This window comes from Falsiroseomonas sp. RANM36 (genome assembly GCF_056682175.1).
In genome coordinates, this window is the sequence record NZ_JBWXTD010000006.1 from 75824 (window position 1) to 99842 (window position 24019).

24 protein-coding genes and 1 other RNA gene are annotated in these 24019 nt (G+C 72.3%); 17 read left to right on the forward strand and 8 right to left on the reverse strand.

All coding sequences use genetic code 11. From position 1 onward, the window contains the following. The 12 genes from AC1MIR_RS21890 to hemN form a co-directional block, all read left to right on the forward strand. On the forward strand, nt 1–231 hold a 231-nt coding region (locus tag AC1MIR_RS21890; protein ID WP_480030308.1), incomplete at its 5' end, for a hypothetical protein. A 102-nt stretch (nt 232–333) separates the two neighbouring features. Next, a complete protein-coding gene (locus AC1MIR_RS21895) occupies nt 334–1638 on the forward strand; it encodes a glycosyltransferase family 4 protein (RefSeq protein ID WP_480030309.1) in 1305 nt (434 codons plus the stop codon). A 41-nt stretch (nt 1639–1679) separates the two neighbouring features. Continuing rightward, nucleotides 1680–2270: a dTDP-4-dehydrorhamnose 3,5-epimerase gene (rfbC, locus tag AC1MIR_RS21900; RefSeq protein ID WP_480030310.1), complete on the forward strand. Its 591-nt coding sequence runs from the start codon at nt 1680–1682 to the stop codon at nt 2268–2270. After that, on the forward strand, nt 2270–3172 hold the full coding sequence (gene rfbD, locus AC1MIR_RS21905) for a dTDP-4-dehydrorhamnose reductase (RefSeq protein WP_480030311.1): 903 nt from the start codon (nt 2270–2272) through the stop codon (nt 3170–3172). The genes rfbC and rfbD overlap by 1 nt, the downstream gene beginning before the upstream one ends. Further along, nucleotides 3169–4050, forward strand: coding sequence for a glucose-1-phosphate thymidylyltransferase RfbA (gene rfbA / locus AC1MIR_RS21910; RefSeq protein ID WP_480030312.1), 882 nt, complete (start codon nt 3169–3171; stop codon nt 4048–4050). Before rfbD ends, rfbA begins: the two co-directional genes overlap by 4 nt. 5 nt (nt 4051–4055) lie before the next feature. Further along, nucleotides 4056–5258, forward strand: coding sequence for an FAD-dependent oxidoreductase (locus AC1MIR_RS21915; RefSeq protein ID WP_480030313.1), 1203 nt, complete (start codon nt 4056–4058; stop codon nt 5256–5258). A 93-nt stretch (nt 5259–5351) separates the two neighbouring features. Beyond that, complete coding sequence (ugpB, locus tag AC1MIR_RS21920) at nt 5352–6692, forward strand: sn-glycerol-3-phosphate ABC transporter substrate-binding protein UgpB (protein ID WP_480030314.1); 1341 nt, start codon at nt 5352–5354, stop codon at nt 6690–6692. Between the two features lie 133 nt (nt 6693–6825). Next, a complete protein-coding gene (ugpA, locus tag AC1MIR_RS21925) occupies nt 6826–7707 on the forward strand; it encodes a sn-glycerol-3-phosphate ABC transporter permease UgpA (RefSeq protein WP_480030315.1) in 882 nt (293 codons plus the stop codon). A gap of 124 nt (nt 7708–7831) precedes the next feature. Then, a complete protein-coding gene (gene ugpE, locus AC1MIR_RS21930) occupies nt 7832–8731 on the forward strand; it encodes a sn-glycerol-3-phosphate ABC transporter permease UgpE (RefSeq protein WP_480030316.1) in 900 nt (299 codons plus the stop codon). Further along, a complete protein-coding gene (locus AC1MIR_RS21935; protein ID WP_480030317.1) occupies nt 8731–9822 on the forward strand; it encodes an ABC transporter ATP-binding protein in 1092 nt (363 codons plus the stop codon). Before ugpE ends, AC1MIR_RS21935 begins: the two co-directional genes overlap by 1 nt. Nucleotides 9823–9848: 26 nt before the next feature. Then, nucleotides 9849–11987 carry a glycosyltransferase gene (locus AC1MIR_RS21940; RefSeq protein ID WP_480030318.1) on the forward strand — a complete coding sequence of 713 codons (2139 nt, stop codon included), beginning with the start codon at nt 9849–9851 and terminating at the stop codon, nt 11985–11987. 61 nt (nt 11988–12048) lie between these two features. Beyond that, nucleotides 12049–13395: an oxygen-independent coproporphyrinogen III oxidase gene (gene hemN / locus AC1MIR_RS21945; RefSeq protein ID WP_480030319.1), complete on the forward strand. Its 1347-nt coding sequence runs from the start codon at nt 12049–12051 to the stop codon at nt 13393–13395. 7 nt (nt 13396–13402) lie between these two features. Here hemN and AC1MIR_RS21950 read toward each other — a convergent pair whose 3' ends face one another. The 6 genes from AC1MIR_RS21950 to AC1MIR_RS21975 all read right to left on the reverse strand — a co-directional run bounded on the left by AC1MIR_RS21950 (nt 13403) and on the right by AC1MIR_RS21975 (nt 16386). Next, nucleotides 13403–14029, reverse strand: a complete 627-nt coding sequence (locus AC1MIR_RS21950; protein ID WP_480030320.1) for an HAD family hydrolase — start codon at nt 14027–14029, stop codon at nt 13403–13405. Between the two features lie 2 nt (nt 14030–14031). Further along, nucleotides 14032–14850 carry a TIGR00282 family metallophosphoesterase gene (locus AC1MIR_RS21955; protein WP_480030321.1) on the reverse strand — a complete coding sequence of 273 codons (819 nt, stop codon included), beginning with the start codon at nt 14848–14850 and terminating at the stop codon, nt 14032–14034. Between the two features lie 8 nt (nt 14851–14858). Then, nucleotides 14859–15431, reverse strand: a complete 573-nt coding sequence (locus AC1MIR_RS21960) for a 5-formyltetrahydrofolate cyclo-ligase (RefSeq protein WP_480030322.1) — start codon at nt 15429–15431, stop codon at nt 14859–14861. A gap of 273 nt (nt 15432–15704) precedes the next feature. After that, nucleotides 15705–15859: non-coding RNA, 6S RNA (gene ssrS / locus AC1MIR_RS21965), on the reverse strand. 9 nt (nt 15860–15868) lie between these two features. Beyond that, nucleotides 15869–16198, reverse strand: coding sequence for a cell division protein ZapA (gene zapA / locus AC1MIR_RS21970; protein WP_480030323.1), 330 nt, complete (start codon nt 16196–16198; stop codon nt 15869–15871). Beyond that, nucleotides 16198–16386: a hypothetical protein gene (locus tag AC1MIR_RS21975; RefSeq protein WP_480030324.1), complete on the reverse strand. Its 189-nt coding sequence runs from the start codon at nt 16384–16386 to the stop codon at nt 16198–16200. The genes zapA and AC1MIR_RS21975 overlap by 1 nt, the downstream gene beginning before the upstream one ends. 144 nt (nt 16387–16530) lie before the next feature. Here AC1MIR_RS21975 and AC1MIR_RS21980 point away from each other — a divergent pair, with 144 nt between their 5' ends. From AC1MIR_RS21980 to thiE, 5 genes are all read left to right on the forward strand, one after another. Beyond that, a complete protein-coding gene (locus tag AC1MIR_RS21980) occupies nt 16531–16971 on the forward strand; it encodes a hypothetical protein (RefSeq protein WP_480030325.1) in 441 nt (146 codons plus the stop codon). A gap of 70 nt (nt 16972–17041) precedes the next feature. Then, complete coding sequence (locus AC1MIR_RS21985) at nt 17042–17953, forward strand: class I fructose-bisphosphate aldolase (protein ID WP_480030326.1); 912 nt, start codon at nt 17042–17044, stop codon at nt 17951–17953. Nucleotides 17954–18198: 245 nt separating this feature from the next. Beyond that, complete coding sequence (locus tag AC1MIR_RS21990; RefSeq protein ID WP_480030327.1) at nt 18199–21027, forward strand: hypothetical protein; 2829 nt, start codon at nt 18199–18201, stop codon at nt 21025–21027. Between the two features lie 415 nt (nt 21028–21442). Further along, nucleotides 21443–22159: a sulfite exporter TauE/SafE family protein gene (locus AC1MIR_RS21995; protein WP_480030328.1), complete on the forward strand. Its 717-nt coding sequence runs from the start codon at nt 21443–21445 to the stop codon at nt 22157–22159. Between the two features lie 20 nt (nt 22160–22179). Then, on the forward strand, nt 22180–22812 hold the full coding sequence (gene thiE, locus AC1MIR_RS22000) for a thiamine phosphate synthase (protein ID WP_480030329.1): 633 nt from the start codon (nt 22180–22182) through the stop codon (nt 22810–22812). Nucleotides 22813–22824: 12 nt separating this feature from the next. Here the strand turns inward: thiE and AC1MIR_RS22005 are convergent, their stop codons facing one another. Continuing rightward, nucleotides 22825–23289, reverse strand: a complete 465-nt coding sequence (locus AC1MIR_RS22005; RefSeq protein ID WP_480030330.1) for a hypothetical protein — start codon at nt 23287–23289, stop codon at nt 22825–22827. 94 nt (nt 23290–23383) lie between these two features. Further along, nucleotides 23384–24019 (reverse strand): hypothetical protein (locus AC1MIR_RS22010; protein ID WP_480030331.1); only part of this gene is annotated, 636 nt, incomplete at its 5' end.

Consider the following 24019-nt stretch of genomic DNA (forward strand, 5'->3'; position numbering starts at 1 on the left):
CCCGGCGCCCCGGGCGGGGGGCCGTCGGGCGCCCCCCCCCAGGCGGGGCCCGCCGCGATGGCGACCAATGCGGTGGCCATCGTGCCCGGCGGCCAGGCCGTCAGCGGCAGCAGGATCCGGACAGGCGTCTGGGTGCTCCGCCAGGACGGCGCCGTCGTCTACTGCTCGATCCAGATCGACGTGGGCGATCACCTCACCCCGGCCAAATGCGCCGCGCCCGTCCGTCCCTGAGGGCGCGCTCCGACTCGCGCCTCATGTCGCCGCGGGACCTCGCGGCTTGACCCTGCCGGGGCCGGCACGCAGCCTCGGGGCGATGCCACCGCCGGACCGATGATGCCCGAGTTCCAGCCCCGCCGCCCGCTCCGTGCCCTGTTCATCCACCAGAACTTCCCGGGCCAGTATGCGCATCTCGCCCCCGCGCTGGCGGAACGCGCCGGGGTGCAGGTGATCGGCATGGGCGAGAAGCCGGGCTACAGCGCCCCCGGCGTCACCTACTACGCCTATGGCGCGCCGCGCGGCGCCGGCGAGCAGACGCATCGCTACATCCGCCCGCTGGAGGCCGCGGTGCGCCGCGGGCAGCACCTGGCCAACCGCCTGGTGCAGCTGCGCGACAAGGAAGGGCTGCGGCCCGATGTGATCGTCTGCCACCCCGGCTGGGGCGAGGGGCTGTTCCTGAAGGACGTCTTCCCGCGCGCGAAGACGCTCTACTACTGGGAGTTCTACTACAACGCGTTCGGCCAGGACCTGGGCTTCGACCCCGCCCACGGCGTCTCGCTGGACGATGCCGCGCGGGTGCGGGTGCTGAACGCGACACAGCTCATTTCGCTGCAGGCCGCAGACTGGGGCGTCAGCCCGACGCGCTGGCAATGGAGCCGCTACCCCGACTGGGCGCGGCGGCGCATCACGGCCCTGCATGAGGGCGTGGACACCGCCCGCTGCGCGCCGCGGCCGGGCGCGGTGTTCCGCACGCCGGAGGGCCGGGAGTTCCGCAAGGGCGATCCCGTCATCTCCTATGTCGCGCGCAACCTCGAGCCCTATCGTGGCTTTCCTTCGTTCATGCAGGCGCTGGCGATCATGCAGCGCGAACGGCCCGATCTCCACGCCGTGCTGGTCGGCGGCAACGAGGTCTCCTACGGCCGCCGGCCGGAGGGCGCGCCAGACTGGAAAACGAAGATTTTGGGCGAGATGGAGGGCCAGCTCGACCTCTCGCGCATCCACTTCACCGGCCGCGTGCCACATGACGCGCTGCACGAGCTGTTCCGCGTGACCGCGGCGCATGTGTACCTCACCTATCCCTTCGTCCTCTCCTGGTCGATGCTGGAAGCGATGGCCTGCGGTGCGCTCGTCGTCGGCTCCGACACGCCGCCGGTCGCCGAGGCGATCACGCATGGCGAGAACGGCCTGCTGGTGCCCTTCTTCGAGCCGGAAGCGATCGCGCGCAGCGTCCTCGGCGTGCTGGCCGACCCCGCCCGCCATGCGCCGCTGGCGGCGGCGGGCCGGCAGAGCATCGTCGCGCGCTACGACCTGCGCAGCGTTTGCCTGCCGCGCCAGCTTGAGCTGGTCGAGCGGCTTGCTGCGGGGCTGGAGCCGGAGGCGACAATCGGGTCTGAGCTTCCCGCTTCGGGCGCGCCGGGGTAAGCAGCCGCCGCCGTTGCGTTGCGCGAAGGGACAAGAAGACCATGCCGGACGAGGCGCCGACCCCGCTGCGGTCCGGCAATTTCCAGGCGACGCCCTTCCCGCTTCCCGGCCCCCTGCTGATCACGCTGCGCCCCTTCGCCGACGCCCGCGGCGCCTTCGCCGAGACCTACAGCCGCCGCGACTTCCGGGCGCTCGGCATCGCCGAGGAGTTCGTGCAGGACAACCAGTCGCTCTCCCGCCGGGCAGGCACGGTGCGCGGCCTGCATGTCCAGGCGCCGCCGCACGCACAGGCCAAGCTGGTCCGCGTGCTGCGCGGCCGCATCCTGGACGTGGCGGTGGACCTGCGCGCCGCATCGCCGACCTTCGGCCGCCACGTCGCGGTCGAGTTGGCGGCGGAGGATGCGCGGATGCTCTACATCCCCGCAGGCTTCGCGCATGGCTTCGCGACCCGCGCGCCCGACACCGAGGTCGCCTACAAGGCGAGCGCCCCCTACGCGCCGGAGGCCGAGCGCGGCCTCGCCTGGGACGACCCGGCACTCGGCATCGCCTGGGGCGTCGCGCTGGCGGAGGCGATCCTGTCCGACAAGGACCGGCGCCTGCCGCGCCTTGCCGAGCTCGGACCCATCTTCTGATGCGGGTTCTCGTCGCGGGACGCGAAGGTCAGGTTGCCCACGCCCTGCGCGCGCGCCTGCCGCGCGACGGCCATGCCGTGACCGCGCTGGAGCCGCCCGAGCTCGACATCACCGACCGCGCCGGCATCGCCGCCGCGCTGGACAGCGCCGCGCCCGATCTCGTCGTGAACGCCGCCGCCTACACGGCGGTGGACCGCGCCGAGGAGGAGGCGGCGCTGGCCATGGCGATCAACCGCGACGGCGCCGCCTGGCTGGCCGAGGCCGCCGCCGCGCGCGGCCTGCCCTTCCTGCATCTCTCCACGGACTACGTCTTCGACGGCAGCAAGGGCGCGCCCTATGTCGAGACGGACGCGCCGAACCCGCTCGGCGTCTATGGCGCGACGAAGCTCGCGGGCGAGCGGGCGGTGCTGGCGGCCAATCCGCGCAGCCTGGTGCTGCGCACCGCCTGGGTGTGCAGCCCGCATGGCGCCAACTTCGTGAAGACCATGCTGCGCCTGGCCGCCGAGCGCACGGAGCTGCGCGTGGTGGCCGACCAGCATGGCGCGCCGAGCTTCGCCGAGGACCTCGCGGAGGCCATCGCACGCCTCGCACCGCGGCTCGTGGCCGCGCCCGCGGGCGATCCCGGCTTCGGGCTGTTCCACCTGACCGGCGCGCCGCACACCACCTGGCACGGCTTCGCCGCTGCCATCCTGGAGGGGGCGGCGCGGCGCGGGCATCCGCGGACGCGCCTTGTCGCCATCGCCACCGCCGACTATCCCACCCGCGCCCGCCGTCCCGCCGATGCAAGGCTGGATTGCGGCAGGATCGGCCGCATCCACGCCATCGCGCCGGCGGATTGGCGGGTCTCGCTCGCGCGCTGCCTCGATACGCTGCTCGGGCCCGAGAAGGAACAGGACGCATGAAGGGCATCGTGCTCGCCGGCGGCGCCGGCACCAGGCTGCACCCCGCGACGCTCGCCGTCTCGAAGCAGCTGCTGCCGGTGTACGACAAGCCGATGGTCTACTACCCGCTCAGCGTGCTGATGCTCGCCGGCATCCGCGAGATCATGCTGATCACCACGCCGCACGACATGCCGCTGTTCCAGCGCCTGCTCGGCACCGGCGAGGGCTGGGGCATCCGCATCGAATACACGGTGCAGGAACGCCCCGACGGCATCGCGCGCGCGCTGATCCTGGCAGAGGAGTTTTTGGGTGGTGCCCCCTCCGCCCTCGTGCTCGGCGACAACCTCTTCTACGGCAACGAGCTCGACGAGCAACTGGCCGCGGCGCGCGACGCGACCAGTGGCCATGGCGCGACGGTCTTCGCCTATCGCGTCGCCGATCCCGAGCGCTACGGCGTGGTGGAATTCGATGCCCAGGGCCGCGCGCTGACGATCGAGGAGAAGCCGAAGGCGCCGCGTTCCAACTGGGCGGTGACGGGCCTCTATTTCTACGACGGCCGCGCCCCCGCCTTCGCCCGCGCCCAGAAACCTTCGGCGCGCGGGGAGCTGGAGATCACCGATCTCAACCGCGCCTATCTCGAGGAAGGCACGCTGCGCGTGACGCAACTCGGCCGCGGCTTCGCCTGGCTCGACACCGGCACGCATGACAGCCTGCTGGAAGCGGGCGAGTTCGTCCGCGCCATCGAGAAGCGCACCGGCCAGAAGATCGCGGCACCCGAGGAGGTCGCCTGGCGCATGGGCTTCATCGACACGGCGCAGCTCCACGCGCTGGCGAAGCCGCTGCGCAACAGCGGCTACGGCACCTATCTGGAGGCGCTGCCGGCGCGCGAGGGAGCGTGACGGTCATGGACAGCCGCCTTGTCATCGTCGGCGCCGGCCCGGTCGGGCTGGTGCTCGCGCTCCGCCTCGCCACGCGCGGCGTGCCGAGCCTGGTGCTGGAAGCCGAGGCCGACATCAGCGAGGATTTGCGCGCCTCCACCTTCCACCCGCCGACGCTCGACATGCTGGGCGAGCTTGGCTTGGCCGATGCGCTGATCGCGCAGGGCCTGGTCACGCCCACCTGGCAGATCCGCCGGCACGAGGATGGCGCACGCGCCGTCTTCGACCTGTCCGTGTTGAAGGACGACACCGCCCACCCGTATCGCCTGCAGGCCGAGCAATGGAAGCTTTCGCGGCTTCTGCTTGCGAAGCTGCGCGCGGAGCATGCCGGCACGGTCGAGCTCCGCTTCGGCTGCCCGGTGGAAACGGTGACGCAGGATGCGGATGGCGTGACGCTGACCGGCCCCGGCCTCGATCCGATCCGCGCGCCCTATGCGGTGGGCTGCGACGGCGCGCGCAGCGTGGTGCGCCGCGCCATGGGCCTCGACTTCCCGGGCGACACCTATCCCGAGACGACGATCCTCGCGACCACGGAATTCGACTTCGCACAGGTCTTCGAGGGCCTGTCGAACGTCAACTACATCTGGACCCGGCACCCCGCCTTCAGCGGCACGTTTTCGCTGCTGCGCGTGCCCGGGAAATGGCGCGCAAGCCTCTATCCCGCGCCGGGCGAGACGGTGGAGGACGCGCTGCGCCCGGAGGCGATCGAGCGCAAGCTGCAGGCGATCCATCCCAAGGGCACGCCCTATGACGTGCCGGACCTCCGGCCCTACCGCATCCACCAGCGCATCGTGGAGACCTATCGGATCGGCCGCCTGATCCTGGCGGGCGATGCCGCGCATCTGAACAGCCCTTCCGGCGGCATGGGCATGAATGGTGGCATCCACGACGCGATGGAGCTTGCCGCGACCCTCGCCCCGATCTGGCGCGGCGAGGCCGAGGCCGCCCTGCTGGATCGCTACACGCGGCGTCGCCGCCCGGTTGCGGCGAACGAGATCATCGCCCAGGCGGATCGCAACCGCGCCCGCATGCGGGAGACCGACCCGGCCCGCCGCGCCGCCATGCTGGCGGACCTGCAACGGGTGGCCGGCGACCCCGTGGCGGCGCGGGAGCACCTGCTGCGCTCCTCGATGATCGCGGGGCTGCGGGCGGCGGCGGCGGTGGCGTAAGGCCCTTCATCCGGGCGTCACAAGACTGTAAAAGGAGAGCAACGCGGGACCGCTACCAGCCCGCGGCCAATGCCTGAGGGAGAGGAAAGCCCAATGCATCGCCGTACGCTCATGGCCAGCGCCGCCGCGCTCGGCCTCGGTGGAATCGCCCGCCCGGTCCTCGCGCAGCAGCGCACCGAGATCCAGTTCTGGCACGGCCTGAGCCAGCCGCTCGGCGGCATGCTCGAAGCCGTGGTGAAGGAGTTCAACGACAGCCAGAGCCGCTACACCATCGTGCCGAGCTACCGCGGCTCCTACCCGGAGACGATGGTCGCCGCCATCGCCGCCTTCCGCGCTGGCCAGGCGCCCGCCGTGGTGCAGATGTTCGAGGTGGGCACCGGCACCATGATGAATGCCGGCCGCGCCATCATCCCGGTGCATGAGCTGCTTTCGCGCACCGGCGTGAACATCAACTGGGACGACTTCCTGCCGGGCGTGCGCGGCTACTACGCCGCGGCCGACGGCAAGCAGATGTCCATGCCGTTCAACAGCTCGACCGCGATCACCTACTACAACAAGGATGCCTTCCGCCGCGCCGGGCTGAACCCCGACCAGTTCCCCGAGACCTGGGGCGGCGTCGAGGAGGCGATGCGCAAGCTCAAGGCCTCGGGCCATGCCGCGCCGCTGTCGGTCGCCTGGCCGACCTGGACGCAGATCGAGCAGTTCAGCGCCATCCACGACATTCCGCTCGCCACGCTCGGCAACGGCTTCGGCGGCCTGAACACCGAGCTTGCGATCAACAACGAGCTGCTGCTTCGTCACATGACCAACCTGACGAACTGGCAGAAGGACGGCATGTTCAAGTACGGCGGCCGCAACAACGCGGGCGAGCCTGCCTTCCCCGCCGGCGAATGCGCCATCATGCAGACCTCCTCCGGCTTCCGCGCGCGCGTCCAGCGTGAGGCGCGCTTCGCCTGGGGCGTGGCGATGCTGCCGTTCTACGAAGGGCGACGCCCGGCCAACTCCATCATCGGCGGCGCGAGCTTCTGGGTGATGAATGGCGGCCCCAACGCCCCGCGCAGCGAGGCCGAGCAGAAGGGCATCGCGGACTTCTTCGCCTTCCTCGCCAAGCCCGACGTGGCCGGCAAGTGGCACATGGACACCGGCTACCTGCCGATCACCAAGAGCGGCTTCGAATACGCCAAGTCCACCGGCTTCTACCAGAAGCCGGAGAATGTCGGCGCCGAGGTGCCGATCGAGCAGATGCTGCGCGGCGCGACGACGGAGAACACCCGCGGCATCCGTCTCGGCGGCTTCGTGCAGATCCGCGACATCTGGCAGGAGGAGATGGAGAAGTCCTTCCAGGGCCAGCAGACCCCGCAGCAGGCGCTGGCCGCCATGACCACGCGCGGCAACCAGGTGCTGCGCAACTTCGAGCGGGCGAACCGCGGCTGAGGCAGGGCCGCAACGTCCCGCGCGGCATCCTTGCCGCGCGGGCCGGGGGGTGTAAGGGGGGCTGGCACTGCCCCCCTTTCCGCCCGGCAGCTAGGGTTGGTGTGGCGGCTGGCTGACGGGCGGACGAATCCCCATGCGCAAGAAGGTCATCTTCAAGGGCGTCGCCCTCCCCTACCTGCTTCTGCTGCCGCAGCTCCTGATCACCGCTGTCTTCTTCTTCTGGCCGGCGGGCCAGGCGATCTACGGCTCCTTCCTGCGCGAGGACGCCTTCGGCCTGTCGCGGGACTTCGTCGGATTCTCCAATTTCGCCGAGATCTTCGCCGACCCGAACTATCTCGGCGTTGTGTGGAACACGATCGTGTTCTCGGGCTCGGTCGCCTTCTCCGCGCTGGCCGTGGCGCTGTTCCTCGCCGTGCAGGCGGACAAGGCGATCCGCGGCGCCGACGCCTACAAGACCATGCTGATCTGGCCCTACGCCGTGGCGCCGGCGATCGCGGCGGTGCTGTGGCTGTTCATGTTCCATCCGCAGATCGGGCTGTTCGGCAAGCTGCTGAACGGCATGGGCGTGCCGTGGGACTACAAGCTGAACGGCAACCAGGCGATGCTGCTGGTGATCGTCGCCGCCGCCTGGAAGCAGGTGAGCTACAACTTCATCTTCTTCCTCGCCGGCCTGCAGTCCATTCCGCGGAGCGTGCTGGAAGCGGCCGCGATCGACGGCGCACGGCCGACGCGGCGCTTCTGGACCGTGATCTTCCCGCTGCTCGCGCCGACCGGCTTCTTCCTGCTGGTGGTGAACATCGTCTACGCCTTCTTCGACACCTTCGGCACGATCCACGCGCTGACGCAGGGCGGCCCCGGCCAGGCGACGACGACGCTGATCTACCGCGTCTACCTGGACGGCGTGCAGAACCTGAACTTCGGCTCCTCCGCCGCGCAGAGCGTGATCCTGATGGCGATCGTGATCGCGCTGACCGCGATCCAGTTCCGCTTCATCGAGCGCAAGGTGCATTACTGATGGGTGGCGCGCGCATGACCCCCACCCCAACCCTCTCCCGCAAGCGGGAGAGGGAGCATGTGGCGCGGACGGCTCCCTCTCCCGCGGAGCGGGGGAGGATCGGGGTGGGGGTTCTGCCATGCTGATGCGCGACACCACCGCGCAGGATCTCGCCCTCGCCCGCGCCACGGCATGGCGGCAGGCGCGCAGCCGATGGCTGGCGCATGGCATCCTCGCGCTCGGCGTCCTCGTCTTCGCCTTCCCGATCTGGGTCACCATCGTGGGGTCGAGCCACGATGCCAGCACCATCGGCCGCGGCGACGTGCCGCTCTGGTTCGGCGGCGAGGCGGTGGCGAACTATGTCTCCGCCTGGGTCAGCGGCGGCACGGCGCGGCGCACCACCGGCGGGCTGCCGGCCTGGCTGATGCTGTGGAACAGCCTGAACATGGCCGTGCTGATCGCGGTCGGGAAGATCGCGATCTCCCTTCTGTCGGCCTATGCCGTGGTGTTCTTCTCCTTCCCCGGGCGCATGATCTGCTTCTGGCTGATCTTCATCACCCTGATGCTGCCGGTCGAGGTACGCATCATCCCCACCTTCGAGGTGATGGTGAACCTCGAGCTCACCAACAGCATGACCGGGCTCGTCGTGCCGCTGATCGCCTCGGCCACCGCGACGTTGCTGTTCCGCCAGTTCTTCCTCACCATCCCGGACGAGTACGTGGAGGCCGCGAAGATCGACGGCGCCGGTCCGCTGCGCTTCTTCAAGGACGTGGTGCTGCCGCTGAGCGTGACGAACATCGCCGCCCTCTTCGTGATCCTCTTCATCTATGGCTGGAACCAGTATCTCTGGCCGCTGCTGATCGTCACCGACAAGGACCTGACGACGGTGGTGGTCGGCATCACCAAGATGATCGGCAACGGCGACGCGCAGAACGAGTGGAACATCATCATGGCCACCTCGGTCCTCGCGCTGCTGCCGCCGGTCGCGGTGGTGATCTTCATGCAGCGCTGGTTCGTGAAGGGCCTGACGGAGACGGAAAAGTAATGGCGACGCTGACCCTTTCCGGCATCCGCAAGGCCTTCGGCGCCACGCAGGTCCTGCACGGGATCGAGCTCGACGTGGCGGATGGCGAGATGATCGTGGTCGTCGGCGCCTCGGGCTGCGGCAAGTCCACCCTGCTGCGCATCGTCGCGGGCCTGGAAACACCCACCTCCGGCGCCGTGCTGATCGACGGCCGCGACGTCACGCGGCTCGAGCCCGCGGACCGCGACATCGCGATGGTCTTCCAGAACTACGCGCTCTATCCGCACATGTCGGTCTTCGACAACATGGCCTATGGCCTGCGCATCCGCGGCATGCCGATCGCGGAGATCCGCCGCCGCGTCGGCGAGGCGGCGGAGATGCTGGAGATCTCCCAGCTGCTGGATCGCAAGCCGCGCCAGCTTTCCGGCGGCCAGCGCCAGCGCGTCGCCATGGGCCGCGCCGTGGTGCGCGAGCCCAAGCTCTTCCTGTTCGACGAGCCGCTGTCGAACCTCGACGCCAAGCTGCGCGTGCAGATGCGCGCCGAGATCCGCCGCCTGCAGAAGCGCCTCGGCGTCACCAGCCTCTTCGTCACGCATGACCAGGTGGAGGCGATGACGCTCGGCGACCGCCTCGTCGTCATGCACCAGGGCCGCGCCGCGCAGGTGGCCTCGCCCATGGAGGTCTGGGGCACCCCGGCCGACACCTATGTCGCCGGCTTCATCGGCTCCCCGGCGATGAATTTTCTGTCGGCCGCCATCGCCGATGGCGGGCGGTCGGCCACGCTGAAGGCCGGCCCCACCGTGCCCTTCGCCGACGGCCCCCGCGCCGCCGCCGAGGGCGCCGCGATCACCATCGGCATCCGGCCCGAGCATGTGGAGCATCGCCCGGACGGCGCGGATTCGCTGCCGCTTGCGGTCGATCTCGTCGAGCCGCTGGGCTCGGAGACCGTGATCCATGGCCGCCTGCCGGGCGGCGAAGCGCTCGTCGCCCGCCTGCCGCTCGCCGCGGGCCATATCGGCGAGACCCTGCCCGTGCGCCTGCCGCCCGAGGCTTGGCACGTCTTCTCCGCCGAGGGCGTCCGCCTGCCCGCGCGCGCAGCGGTTCACGCCTGACGCGCTGATGCGCTAGACCCGGCGGGATGGATCCCGCCGAGGCCTCGCCCGAGACCCTGCTCGATGCCGGCGACGCGCTGCGCGAGGCGCGCGACTGGCCGGCGGCGGAGCGCGCCTACCGCGCCTATCTCGCCGCGCGGCCGCGGCACTGGCAGATCCATGTCCAGCTCGGCCATGCGGTGAAGGAGCAAGGCCGACACGAGGAAGCGCTGGACCACTACCGCCACGCCGCCGCGCTGGCGCCCGCGGAACTCGATCCCGTCTTCCAGGAAGGCGAGCTGCTGCGCCGCCTCGGCCGCGGGCTGGACGCGGCGGAGGCGATGGCGCGCGCCCGTGCGATCGCGCCCGATGCGCCGCTGCTGCGCCGCCTCGCCGCGCTGCTGCGCCATCGCATCGCCCCGCCCGAAGCGCCTGCCGGCCTGCCGCTGCCGCCCGAAGGGCCGCCGACCCAGCTCGCCTTCGACGTGACGGACCTGCTCGACTATCTGCGCGATGCGCGCACGCCGACAGGCATCCAGCGCGTGCAGATGGGCCTCGTCGGCGGCATCCTGGAACACCCCGCGCCGCCGGCGCCGCTTCTGCTGGTCGCCTATGACCCCTCCGCCTGGCGCTGGTGGCAGGTGGACATCGCGCAGTTCCGCCAGGTGCTGGCCCTTTCGCGCATCGGCGCCGCGGCCGAGGACCCGGCCTGGCGCACCGCCACGGCGCGGCTCTGCGCGGCCGATGCGGCGGCGGATGCGCCGATCCTGCCCGGCGCGACGCTGGCCAGCCTCGGCAATGCCTGGGGCATCGAGGATTACTTCCGCGGCCTGCGGATGCTCCGCCGCCGCGTGCCCCTGCGCTACGCCGCCTTCCTGCATGACTGCGTGCCGCTGGCGATGCCGGAGCACTGCCTGGAGCTGACCGCGCGGCTCTATGCGCGCTGGTTCGCCGCGCTGGCGCTGCATGCCGACCTGCTGCTGGCCAATTCCCGCGCGACCGCCGGCGACGTGCTGGCCTTCGGCGCGCCGCTCGGCCTCGGCATCGCGCCGTCCGTCGTCCCGCTCGCCGCCGAGCCGCCGCCGCCGCGCGACGCCGCCCTCGCCGCCGCCGAGGCGCTGGACCTCGACGAGGCTGACGCGCCCTTCGTGCTCTTCGTCGCCACGCTGGAAAGCCGCAAGAACCACCTGATGGTGTTCCAGGCCTGGCTCGACCTGCTGCGCCGCCTGCCGGCGGATCGGGTGCCGCGGCTGCTCTGCGTCGGCCGTCCGGGCTGGCGCGCGGAAGGCGCGCTCGGCCTGCTGGAGCGGTCCGCGACGCTGCGGCGGAAGGTGCAGGTGATCTCGGGCGTCTCGGACCTCGCGCTGGCGGGGCTCACCGCGCGCTGCCTCTTCACCGTCTACAACTCCTTCCACGAAGGCTGGGGCCTGCCGGTCAGCGAGAGCCTGGCGGCCGGAAAGCTCTGCGTGGTGCCGGCGCATAGCGGCCTGCTGGAATCCGGCGCGCCCGGCGCGGTGTTCTTCCCGCCCGGCGACCTGCCGGCGCTGGTCGAGACGCTGGCGCGCCTCGCCACGGATCCAGCGCATCGCGCCGCGCTGGAAGCGAAGATCGACCGCGCCGCGGCCATGCGGGAGTGGCCCGTGGCGGCGGCCGAGGCGCTGGCCCGCCTCGCCACGCCGCAGCCGCCGCCTGCGCCGCGCCCCGCCTTCCCGGCCGGCGAGCGCCTGTCGCTCGCAGCCGCCCCGCCGCCCCCGAGCCTCGCCGGCGCCTGGGCCGAGGCGGTGCGGGAGGGGCTGGGCTGGTGGTGGCAGGAGGCCTGGGGCTGCTGGACCCGGGACGGCCTCGCCACGCTGCTGCTGCCGCTGGACGTGCCGGCCGGCACGCCCGTGCGCGTGCTGATCGAGCTGCGCGGCCCGCCGGGCGGCCTGGCGCTCCGCCTGCGCGCCCGCGGCGCGGAGCCGACGCCCTGGCGCCGCCTGCACCTGGCTGAGGAGGATCGCCCCGGCGTGGTGCTGCAGGCCGTCGCCGGCCCGGCCGGCGTGGTGGTGGAGCTCGATTCCGGCGACGGCGTCCCACTTGGCGACCGCGCGGAGCGCCGCGTTGGCGTCGGCGTGATCGCTGTGATGGCCTGTGCGGAAGACGACCTCGCGGCACGGCTCGCGGCGCTGGAACAGGCCGAGGCCTGACGCCCAAAAAACTTGATCCGGCGCAAGGCGGCGACCTTGCCTCTGGGGCAGGCTGCCCGCCATGGACGCCCTCCCCGATCCGCGCGCCCGGCTCGAAGCCTATGCGCGCCAGAACCTGCCCCGCTACACCTCCTACCCCACCGCGCCGCATTTCGGCCCGCTGGAGGAAGCGACCTACCGGGCTTGGCTTGCGGAGATCCGGCCGGGCGACACGCTCTCCCTCTATCTCCACATCCCCTTCTGCAAGGAGCTCTGCTGGTATTGCGGCTGCCACACCGCGATCACCCGCAACCAGGCGCGGCTGTCGCGCTACGCCGCCGGGCTGGTGAAGGAGATCGGGCTGCTCGCCGCGGCGCTGCCGGCGCGGCTTCCCGTGGAGTCGCTGCATTTCGGCGGCGGCACGCCCTCCGCGATCGGCGCGCCGGGCCTCGCGCAGGTGATGGAGGCGCTGCGCGCGCGCTTCGCCTTCCGCCCCGATGCCGAACTCTCGGTCGAGCTCGATCCGCGCACGCTGGAGGACGACGTCGTCGCGCTGCTCGGCCGCGTCGGCTTCAACCGCGCCAGCCTCGGCGTGCAGGACATGGACCCGGAGGTCCAGAAGCTCGCCGGCCGCATCCAGCCGCGGGAGATGGTGGAGAGCGCGGTGGCGCGCCTGCGCGGCGCCGGCATCCACGCGATCAATTTCGACCTGATGTACGGCCTGCCCGGCCAGGACAGCGCGCATGTCGCCGCCAGCGCGCGCTTCGCCGCCGAGATGGGCGCGGACCGAGTCGCGGTCTTCGGCTACGCCCATGTGCCCTGGATGAAGCCGGCGCAGAAGGCGATCCGCGAAGACCTGCTGCCCGACACCTTCGCCCGGATGGAGCAGGCCGAGGCCGCCGAGCGCGCGCTGCTCGAAGCCGGCTATGTCGCCATCGGCCTCGATCACTTCGCGCGGCCGGAGGACCCGATGGCCGTCGCGCAGCGCTCCGGCGTGCTGCGCAGGAATTTCCAGGGCTACACGACGGATCGCGCGCCGGTGCTCATCGGCCTCGGCGCCAGCGCGATCGGCGCGCTGCCGCAGGGCTACGCGCAGAACAACCCCGATGAGCGCGACTGGCTCGCCGCGGTGGAAGGCGGACACCTGCCGGTGGCGCGCGGCCTGGCGCTGACGGAGGATGACCGCATCCGCCGCAGCATCATCGAGCAGGTGATGTGCGACCTCACGCTCGACCTCGCCACCGTCCCTGCGCCGGTGTGGGAAAGCGCGGAGCCACGCCTCGCGCCGCTGCTGCGCGACGGGCTGGCGAAGCTGGAAGCAGGGCGCCTCAGCGTGACCGAGGCGGGCCGCCGCTTCGTCCGCCACGTCGCCGCCTGCTTCGATGCCCGCCTCGGCGCCAGCCAGGCGCGGCACAGCCGGGCGGTGTAGCGGCGCTTCAAAGGAAGTCGCGCAGCTCCGAGAGCGAACGGATGCCCGGCACGCCTTGCGGCAGCCAGGCCGGCGCCTCCTCATGCAGCAGCGCGACCACGCGCATCCCGGCGGCGAGCGCCGCGGCGACGCCCGGCGCGCTGTCCTCCACCACCAGGCAGCGCGACGGCGCGGCGCGCATCGCCTCCGCCGCATGCAGGAACAGGCCGGGATCGGGCTTCCACGCGCCGACCTCATAGGCGCTGAACACGCGCGAGGCGGGAAAGAACGGCGCGAGCCCCGCCGCGTCCAGGCACAGCTCGATCTTGCTGCGCGGCGCGTTGGAGGCGACGCAGGCCGGATGCGTCATCGCCGCGAGCAGCGCGCCCGCACCCTCGATCTCGCGCAGCCGCTCCCGGTAGAGATCCACCGAGCGCGTGCGGAAGCTGTCGCCGAAATCTTCGGGCAGCACGCCGAAGCGCGCCTCAAGCTCCGCGAGGCTGCGGGCGAATTGCTGGCCGCGGAACCGCAGCAGGATGTCGCCCGGCTCCGCCGCATGGCCGAGCTCGCCCAGCAGCGTGCAGAGCAGCTCGGCCGACAGCGTCTCGCTGTCCACCAGCGTGCCGTCGCAATCGAAAATGACTGCGTCGTGCATCGTCAGCGCGGCATCGCCTGGCTGAGCCGGCCGCCCATGCGCAGCGGCGCGACGCGCGTCGCCAAGCCCGTGGCGTCGTCCGTCTGCACCAGCAGGCCGCAGATCGTCGCGGCACCTTCTGCCGGCGCCAGCCGCTCGCCCGGCACCTTCTTCCAGAAGCGCAGGCTCGCCGTGCCCTTCTCCATGCCGATCACGCTGTCGTAGTCGCCGCACATGCCGGCATCGGTCATGTAGGCGGTGCCGCCCGGCAGCACCTGGTGGTCGGCGCTCGGCACATGGGTGTGCGTGCCGATCACCAGCGAGAGCTTCCCGTCATAGCTATGCGCCATCGCGAGCTTCTCGCTCGACGCCTCGGCGTGGAAGTCGAGCACCGCGGCGGCGATGGTGCCGCCCGCCCCCATGCGGTGGGGAACCAGCGCCTGCTGCACGGCGCGAAAGGGATCGTCGAGCGGCTCCATGAACAGCCGCCCCATCGCGTTGATCACCAGCACGCGCCGCCCGTCGCGCAACTCAACCACCTGCGCGCCGCGGCCAGGCGTGCCGGGCGGATAGTTGATCGGGCGCAGCAGCCGCGGTTCCTGCTCGATGTACGGAACAATCTCGCGCCGGTCCCAGGCATGGTTGCCGAGCGTGATCGCATCGGCCCCGGCGGCGAGCAGCGCGCGCGCCATGTCCGGCGCCAGGCCGAAGCCGTGCGACGCATTCTCCGCATTCACGACGACGCAATCGAGGGCGAGGCTCTCGCGCAGGCCAGGCAGGGCCGTGGTCACGGCGTCGCGTCCGCTGCGGCCGACGAGGTCGCCGAGGAAGAGGATGCGCAAGGTCGCGGTCAGCCTTCCGGAATGATCAGCCCCGCCTCGGTGGCGATGGCATCGAGGCGGGCGTCCTCGGGCCCGGCGGGAACTTCGTCAAGCTCCTGCGCGGCATAGGCGCAGCCCACCGCCGTCGCGTCCGGCAGCAGGGGCAGCGTCCGGTCGTAGTAGCCGCCGCCATAGCCGAGGCGGCGCCCGGCGCGATCGAAGGCGAGCAGCGGCACCAGCAGGTAGTCGGGCGTCAGCGGCTCGGCCTCCGGCCCCGGCTGACGGGTGCCGAGCGGCCCGCGGGCGAGTTCATCGCCCGGCCGCCAGCGGCGGAACACCAGCGGGTTGCCGCGCTTCGGCGTGACCGGCAGCGCGATGGCGTGGCCGCGCTCGTGCAGGGCCAGCAGCAGCGGCCGGATGTCGATCTCCGGCCCCATCGGCCAGAAGCCGGAGACGACGGCACCGGGCGGCGGGGGCAAGTTGTCCAGCACCACGCGGACCAGGGCGACGCCAAGCGCGGGGTCCAGCGCCGCGCGCCGCTCCAGCGCGACGGCCCGCGCCTCGGCTTTCAGCTCGGCGAGGAGGACAGGGCAGAATCCCAAGGTCGGTCGGGCCCCCACCCCGACCCTCCCCCGCACTGCGGGGGAGGGAGTCTCAGAATGCGGCCGCAACGCGGACGCCGCGCGGCTCGCGCCCTTTCCACGCGCGCACCATGTCTGAGGCGCGCAAGCCAAGCGCCCGGAGGGCGCGCCCGGCGCCTGAGGGCACCAAAACCACCGCCGCGCGGCTTGAGCCCTTCCGACTCGCGCTCCCTGTCTGAGGCGCGAAAGCCAAGCCGCCGGAGGCGGCGCCGGCGCCTGAGGCAGAGAAAAAAGCGCGAAGCCACCCTGGCCGTGGGCGGTCAGCCCTCCTGAGACCTGCTTTGCAGGTGGGCGCCGGATAGCCGGACCACGATCCGGTCAGAGCCAGCTCCCGGAGGATGCTCATTGGCCCCGGGGGATGAAATGCCGCACGCACCGGGCAGCCTCGCCCGCATCAGTTAGGCGCGGTCGAGGTTCGCGGCAATGCCCTCGATGCGTTCGGCGATGCGGGCCAGGCGGTCGGCCAGCCGCGGATCCTCGGCCTCGGCCGCCGCGCCGCCGCCGGTGCGGGCCTGCGCCACGGCCACCTTCAGGTCGTGCACCTCGTCGGCCAGCAGAAGCGAGGCCAGCAGGAGCAGGCGGCTCTCGCCGAACTGCCCACCCATCGCCTTGATGGAATTGATGCGCTTGTCCACCTCGGCAGCGAGCGAGATCAGATGCGCCTCCTGCCCGTCCTCGCAGGAGACGGGATGGCTGAAGCCGCCGACGCGCACCGTCACCTGCCCCACTAGGCATCCTCCTCGCCGAGCGCGGATCGCAGCCGCGCGATGGTCTCGTCCAGCCGGTCGGCGATGGCCTGGACCTGCGCGCGGGAGACGCCTTCGCCCGGCGCCGCCGGCGCGCGCGGCTTCGCCGCGGCGATCGCCAGCCGCTCCACGGCGGCTTCGAGCCGGGCAAGCGCCTGGCCGGTCTCCATCGTTCCCGTCGGGCTGCCCTTGCTGCCCGTTCCGCCTGCGCCCGACACCCCTGGTCCCCAGTCCCGAAGCCGCGGAGCGGGCGGAGTGGGCAGCCGGCCGAAAGGCTTGCCGCGCAGCCCGCACCGCGCTTCATCACGCTTTGCATGTGGCGGGCAGACGGTCAACGGGCGCTGGTGGCGCGCGGCGCGGCGGAAGCGGCGGCAGCGTTGCGGCTGGCCGGCGACACGCCGGTGCTGCTGCTCTCGGCGCCGGGCGCCGCGGGCAGCCTCGGCCCGGGCGGCTGGCTCGCGCTGTTGGCGGCCGCGCGCGCCGCGGCGCCCGCCGCCAGGGTGGAGGACGCGCTGTGCTGCGGCGATGCCGCGGGCCACGCGCTGGCCGCGCTCCGCGCCGGCTGCCGGCGGCTGGTGCTGGCGCCGTCCTGCCCCGCCTTCGCAGCGGTGCAGGGCGCGGCGGCGGAATGCGGCGCGCTGCTGCTGGCCGAACGCCCGGCGGCCCTCGACCTGGCGGGACTCGACCTGCGGCGGCCGGGCGGCCGCGCGCGATTGATGGCCTGGCTGGGCGGCGAGTCGCCCTGCCCCCGATGACAGCGGCGGCGGCAAGCGGTAGATCGCGCCCGCGAGCCGCCGAGCCGGAAACGAGAGAAGGACACGCCCCATGCGCCTGACGCCGAAGGTCCAGGAAATCCTGTCCTGGTACGAGAGCGACAACCCCGGCACCAAGGGCAACCTCGCCCGCATCCTCATGCAGGGCAAGCTCGGCGGCACCGGCCGCATGGTGATCCTGCCGGTGGACCAGGGCTTCGAGCACGGCCCGGCGCGCAGCTTCGCGCCCAACCCCGCCGGCTACGATCCGCGCTACATGTTCGAGCTGGCGCTGGAAGCCGGCCTCAACGCCTATGCCGCCCCGCTCGGCATGATCGAGGCGGCCGCCGCCACCTATGCAGGCACCATCCCGACCATCCTGAAGGTCAACAGCTCCAACAGCCTCTCCACCACCAAGGACCAGGCCGTCACCGCCACCGTGCAGGACGCGCTGCGCCTCGGCTGCTCGGCGATCGGCTTCACGATCTACCCGGGCTCCGAATACCAGTTCGAGATGATGGAGGAGCTGCGCGAACTCGCGCAGGAAGCCAAGGCCTGCGGCCTCGCCGTCGTGGTCTGGAGCTACCCGCGCGGCCCGATGCTGGACAAGGTTGGCGAGACCGCGCTCGACATCTGCGCCTATGCCGCGCACATGGCTGCACTCGTCGGCGCGCACATCATCAAGGTGAAGCCGCCGACGGCCGCGATCAGCCTCGACGCCGCGAAGAAGACCTACGAGAAACACCCGATCGAGGATGACGCCGCGGCGCGCTTCCGCCACGTCGTGCAGGCCTGCTTCGGCGGCCGTCGCCTGGTGGTGTTCTCCGGCGGCGAGGCGAAGGGCACCGAGGACATCCTGAAGGAGGTCCGCGCGATCCATGCGGGTGGCGGCAACGGCTCCATCATGGGCCGCAACGCCTTCCAGCGCCCGAAGGCCGAGGCGCTGAAGCTCTTGGCCGACATCATCGGCATCTACCAGGGCTGATTTTCTCGCCCGCCCCTTCTGCTCCCTCTCCCGCCATGTCTCTCCCTCTCCCCCGCAGGGGGGAGAGGGCCGGGGTGAGGGGGGCACACCGCCGCGCAGGAACCCCTTGCCCACTCCGAAGGGGGGCGCCTCCCCCCTTCACCCCCCGCCAGGGGCGACACCGCCCCTGGACCCGGCATGCGTTGACGCTTGCTTGATTGCGGGGGCGTCATGGGCCATCTCGTTGCGCAGGCGGGTGGGGGCGCATGGCCGAGGTCGAATTCAGCAAGAAGGCCCTGCTCGGCGCGACCGGCGCAGCCATCTGGGACCTCGCCGAGACAACCGGCGGGGCCATCCTCGGCCTGCTCGGCAAGCCGACGCCGAAGGAATTGCTGGAGCGCCTGCGCAAGCAATGGGCCGGCGCCCTTCCCGGCTTGCCGCGCAACCACGACCTGGTCCGCGGCCTGCGCACCGCGCATCTCGCCGCGCTGGACCGCGTGGCGCGCGCCCATGCGAAGGCGCTGGAGCACTACCCGGCCAGCGACGTCTCGCCTCATGACCGCGACTTCGCCCGCTGGCTGCGCGGGTGGCTGGATGATCGTCTGCGCCGCCTGCTGACCGAACTCGACTTCGAGGCGGTGACCGCCGGGCAGGTGCAGCGCGCCCTGGACGACATGATCCACCCCTCCGAGACCGAGGGCTTCGCCGCCCAGGCCCTGGCAGCGCGCCGCGCCGCCGAGGACGAGGCACTGGCGGAACTGGCGGCGGCGAGCGCTGCCGCGGTGCCGGACTTCTTCGCCGCGTCCTTCCGCGGCGCCGGCGGCTGGTACGACATCTACGCGCTCTTCGTGAACGAGGAGATCAAGACCAACGAGCGCTTCCGCAGCATTTTCCTGGCGGCGGAACTGGTTGACCTGAAACGACTGGTCACGGAGGTGGAGGCGCGGATTACTGCGGCGCAGGCGGCAGGCGTGCAGGCGCTTGCGTTCCGGCTGGACAGCTTCGAGCATTGGCTGCGCGAGGCTGTCGCCGCCCTGGCAGCCGATCTCGCCACGGTGAAGGACACGACAGCGCGGATCGAGGATGAGGTAGGCCGCGTCCCCGAGGCGACCGCCGAAGCCGTGCTGGCCGCGCTGGAGCGGCGAGGCGTGCTGCGTGCCGCTGAGTCCGAGGGCTTCGATCGTAACGACGTACTGCAGCTCACGCGGCGCCTGACCTCTGAAGAAGCGCTGGATCTCGCCCAGGCCATCGCCGCGCTGGAACGGGCCGTGGAGATCGCGGTTGCAGCCATCCGCCGTGGCGAGCGCGGTTCCGATGACGATGCCTTCATGGACCGCGTCCTGGCCGAGGTCGCCCGGCTGCGGGATGGCCAGGATGCCGCCCTATCCCTGCTACGGGACCTCGACGCGAAGACGGGGGCCGCACGAAATCAGGCCGACCTGCGGTGGCGCATGGGCTGGCGGTCGGGAACGCTCGGCTTCGGCTCTCTGCTGGCGGTGGGTCTGCTCGCCCTCGCGATCGGGTGGCGCGGACAGCAGCAGGTCGAGGCTGCGCGGGACACCACCACGGCGGCGATCGCCGAACAGGGCCGGACAACCGAACGGACCATGGGTGAGGCCGAGCAGCGCGCCGCCGCGCGGCATGCCGAACTCGTGGCAACGATCTCGCGCGAGAAGGGCGTGCCGGTCGCCGCGTTGCGGGCGTTCTTCCAGCGGATCGGAGCGGAGGAGATCGCCGAGGACCAGATCCCAGCGGCGTTGATGCGCTTTGCGGAGGATTTCCTGAGTCTCCGCAGGGAACTCGAACGCCGCATCAATGCGCCGGCCGAGATCGAGGCGCTGCGGCGCTCCGCGCGGGATGCCCTGGATGCTGGCGACCTGTCCGGCGCTGCGGCTCGGCTCGCGCAGGCCCGCAGTGCGTTGCGCGCCGCGCGAGAACGCATGGCAGAGGAGGAGGCGGCGATCCTCGGCGAGGAAGCCGCCGTCGCCTTGCTGCGGGGCGACTACGCCGCCGCCGTATCGCAGCGGCAGGAGGCGGCGCGTTTGGTGGCGCACGACCCGGCGCTCGAATGGGCGCAGCGCCTCGCCCAGGCCGACGCGCTGTATCGCTGGGGCGAGGTGCGCGGCGACCCGGCGCATCTGCGGCAGGCGGTCGAGGTTTACGATCGCGCCCTTGTCCTCGCGCCACGCCTCCAACGACCCAACCAATGGGCCGCCACGCAGAACAACCTCGGCAACGCGCTCCAGACGCTCGGCGCGCGCGGCGACGACGCGGCGCTGCGCCGTGCCGTCCAGGCCTACGAGGCCGCCCTGGAGGAACGCGCCCGCGATCGGGCCCCGCTCGACTGGGCGACAACCCAGAACAACCTCGCCAGCGCGCTCTCGACGCTTGGCGAGCGCGGCGACGATGCGGCGCTGCGCCGTGCCGTCCAGGCCTACGAGGCCGCGCTCGAGGAACTCACCCGCGATCGGGCCCCGCTCGGCTGGGCCACGACCCAGAACAATCTTGGTATCGCGCTCCGGACGCTGGGCGCGCGTGGCGACGACGCGGCGCTCCGCCGTGCCGTCCAGGCCTTCGAGGCCGCGCTCGAGGAACGCACCCGCGATCGGGCCCCGCTCGACTGGGCCGGCACGCAGAACAACCTCGGCAACGCGCTCCGGACGCTGGGCGCGCGTGGCGACGATGCGGCGCTGCGCCGTGCCGTCCAGGCCTACGAAGCCGCCCTGGAGGAATTCACCCGCGATCGGGCCCCGCTCAACTGGGCAGTGATCCAGAACAACCTCGGCAACGCTCTCCAGACGCTTGGCGAGCGCGGCGACGACGCGGCGCTCCGCCGTGCCGTCCAGGCCTACGAAGCCGCCCTGGAGGAGCGCACCCGCGATCGGGCCCCGCTCGCCTGGGCCGTGACGCAGAACAATCTTGGTATCGCGCTCGAGACGCTCGGCGAGCGCGGCGACGATGCCGCGCTGCGCAGTGCCGTCCAGGCCTTCGAGGCCGCCTTGGAGGTGTTTCGGCTGTTCGATGCCCCCGCCTATGTCGGCGTCGCCGAGCGCAACCTCGCCCAAGCCCGAGCCCTGCTCGCCGCCCGTCGCTGACCACCCGGCACCGTCTGCCGCAAAGGCATTTTTTCCTGGCCGCTGCCGCCCCGGCAGGCTTATCCTCCGCCGATGCGCCCCGCCGCCCCGCCTCTCCCCCTCATCCGCCGCCCACCCCCGAACCGCCCCCTGGCGGCGACGCAGCCCGCCCCCGTCACCCGCCAGCCCGGCACTTTGTCCGAAACGCGCATCCACACCCCGCCCAACACTTTGTCCGAAACGCGCAGCCTCACCCCCCACCCCGGCATTTTGTCCGAAACGCGCAGCCCGCACCCGCCCCGGCAATCTGTCCCGCTGTTCCCGGACAGCAACGGCAGGACGGCCGACGCCCCGGCGCGGCACGGCGTGAACACTTCGCCCACCCCCGAAGCGTTCCGCCGTACGCCGGTCCATGCTGCGCCGCATGGACCCGATCGTGCCAACCGTCGCCCTCGTCTTCCTGCTCGCCGGCGCGGTGAAGGGCGTGATCGGGCTCGGGCTGCCCACCGTCTCCATCGGCCTGCTCGCGCTCTTCATGCCGCCGGCCGAGGCCGCGGCGCTGCTGATCCTGCCGGGCGTGCTGACCAACGTCGCGCAGTCCCTCGGCCCGCATCTGCGCCCGCTGCTGCGGCGATTCGCACCGATGCTGCTCGCGGTCGTGCCCGGCACCATCGCGGGCAGCTATGTCATCGCGGCCGGCGCGGCGGCGCTGCCGGCGCTCGGCGCCGCGCTGCTGGCCTATGCGGCCTGGGGCCTCGCCACGCCGCAGTTCCGCCTGCCGCCGCCTGCCGAGCGGCTCACCGCGCTGCCGGCGGGGCTGGCCTGCGGGCTGATGACGGGCGCGACCGGCGTCTCGGTCATCCCCGCCGGCCCCTGGCTCGCCGCGCTCGGCCTGGCGCGGGAGGAGCTGGTGCAGGCGCTCGGCCTCACCTTCCTGGTCTCGACCCTCGCGCTGGCCGCCGCGCTCGCCTGGCAGGGCGTCGCCTCGCCGGGGCTGGCGCTCGGCTCGGCGCTGGCGGTGGTCCCGGCGCTGGCCGGGCAGCGCCTGGGCTCGCTGCTGCGCCACAAGATCCCGCCGCTGCTGTTCCGCCGCATCTTCTTCGCGGCGCTGCTGCTGCTCGGCGCGCAACTGGCATGGCGCGGCGTGTCGTGAGACGCGCTACATCGGGCGCCATGCCCGATTGCCGCCTCTACCTGATCACGCCGCCCGCCCTGCCCGACCCGGCCCGCTTCGCCGCCGAGGCGCTGGCCCGCGCCTTGGATGCCGGCGATGTCGCCGCCTTGCAGATCCGCCTGAAGGACGCGCCCGACGACGCGCTCCTCGCCGCGTCGGAGCCCATCCTGAAGGTCGCGCAGCCGCGCGGCGTCGCGGTGCTGATGAACGACCGCATGGACCTCGCGAAGCGATCCGGCTGCGACGGCGTGCATCTCGGCCAGCAGGACGGCGATCCCGTCGCGGCCCGCAAGCTGCTCGGCGCGGAGGCGACGATCGGCGTCACCTGCCATGCCTCCCGCCACCTGGCGATGGAGGCGGGCGAGGCCGGCGCCGACTACGTCGCCTTCGGTGCCTTCTTCCCGACCGCGACCAAGGACACGCTGCACAAGGCGGAGCCCGACATCCTGGAATGGTGGTCGGAGATGTTCGAGATCCCCTGCGTCGCCATCGGCGGCATCACCGCGCAGAATTGCGCGCCGCTGGTGCGCGCGGGCGCCGACTTCCTGGCGGTGATCGGCGCGGTCTGGAACCACCCGGAGGGTCCGGATGCCGGCGTGCGGGCGATGAACGCCGCGATCGCCGTGGCCTGAGGCGGGCCTGCGTCACTCGCGCGGCGCGCGGGCCAGTTGCACGCCGACGACCAGCAGAAGCCCGCCCAGCAGCACCGCGCCGACAGTCCACAGCAGGGCGAACCAGTCGGTGCGGTCCACCCAGGGCAGGCCGTCCGCGACGCGGACCGAGAGCCGCGATCCCGGCGCATAGGGCGCCAGCAACGCCTCCGCCTGCGCCTGCGACCCCGCGAAGGTCTCGCGCGCCAGGCCGCGCAGCCGCGCGGTCGCCTCCGAGCCCGGCGGCCAGGCGACCTCCACCAGCGCCTCGTAGCGCGCATGGCCCGCGACGGAGCCTGCCGGCTCCACCAGCGCGCGGCGCACCACCGTCTCCTCGCGGCTGAACAGCGAGCCGAGCGGCGGCTCCCCGCGCATCGGCGCATCGAGCGCACCGATGACGAGGGCGAGCAGCCCGATCAGCGGCACCGTCCAGCGCAGGGCGGCGAAGATCAGGCGCATCCGGCCGCCCCGGACACAGGCCCGGCCCCGATTCCCATGTCGAGCGAAGACGACGTGCCGCGTTTCATTCCCACCGCCCCGATAGTCGAACAGCTCAGCCGGGAACACCACCGATTCGTGTCGCCGCGCCGGCCGGCTCCACCTGTCGCACCCGCGCGCGCGGCCCCATCGCATAGGCCCGGCCACCCCAGCGGATGACGCGCCCGAAGGCCGAGGACACGAAGATCGCCGCCTGCAGCGGCAGCACGAAGGGCAGCAGCAGCCGGTCGCGCGGCAGGGCCCGCGCCACCCTCGCGGCGTCGGCCGGCGGCAGCACGCGCCGCGCCACCTCCGCGCGCATGCCCGCGCGCCATTGCTGCAGGGCGAGGCCGGCCGCGAGCCCCAGCGCCGCGGCGAAGCTGCCTGTCGCCGCCCAGGCGAGCGTCGCCGCCAGGCCCGCGAACGGCAGCAGCAGCGAGAGGCCGATCGCGAGCCAGCGGCCGGGCGCATGCAGCCGGATCAGCAGGTATTGCCGCCGCCCGAAGCCGAGCAGGCCGCGCCAGCCGAGCCGCGCCGGGCTCGGCAGCAGCACCCGCCGGGGCGTCCAGGCCGGCATGCCCGCGGCGTGCAGCGCACGTGTCACGGACAAGTCGTCGGAGACCGCGCGATCCCAGAGCGAAGGCAGGTCCAGCCGGCGCAGCGCCGCGTCGCTCAGTGCCAGCGAGCCGCCCCAGCACAGGTTGAGCCAGCG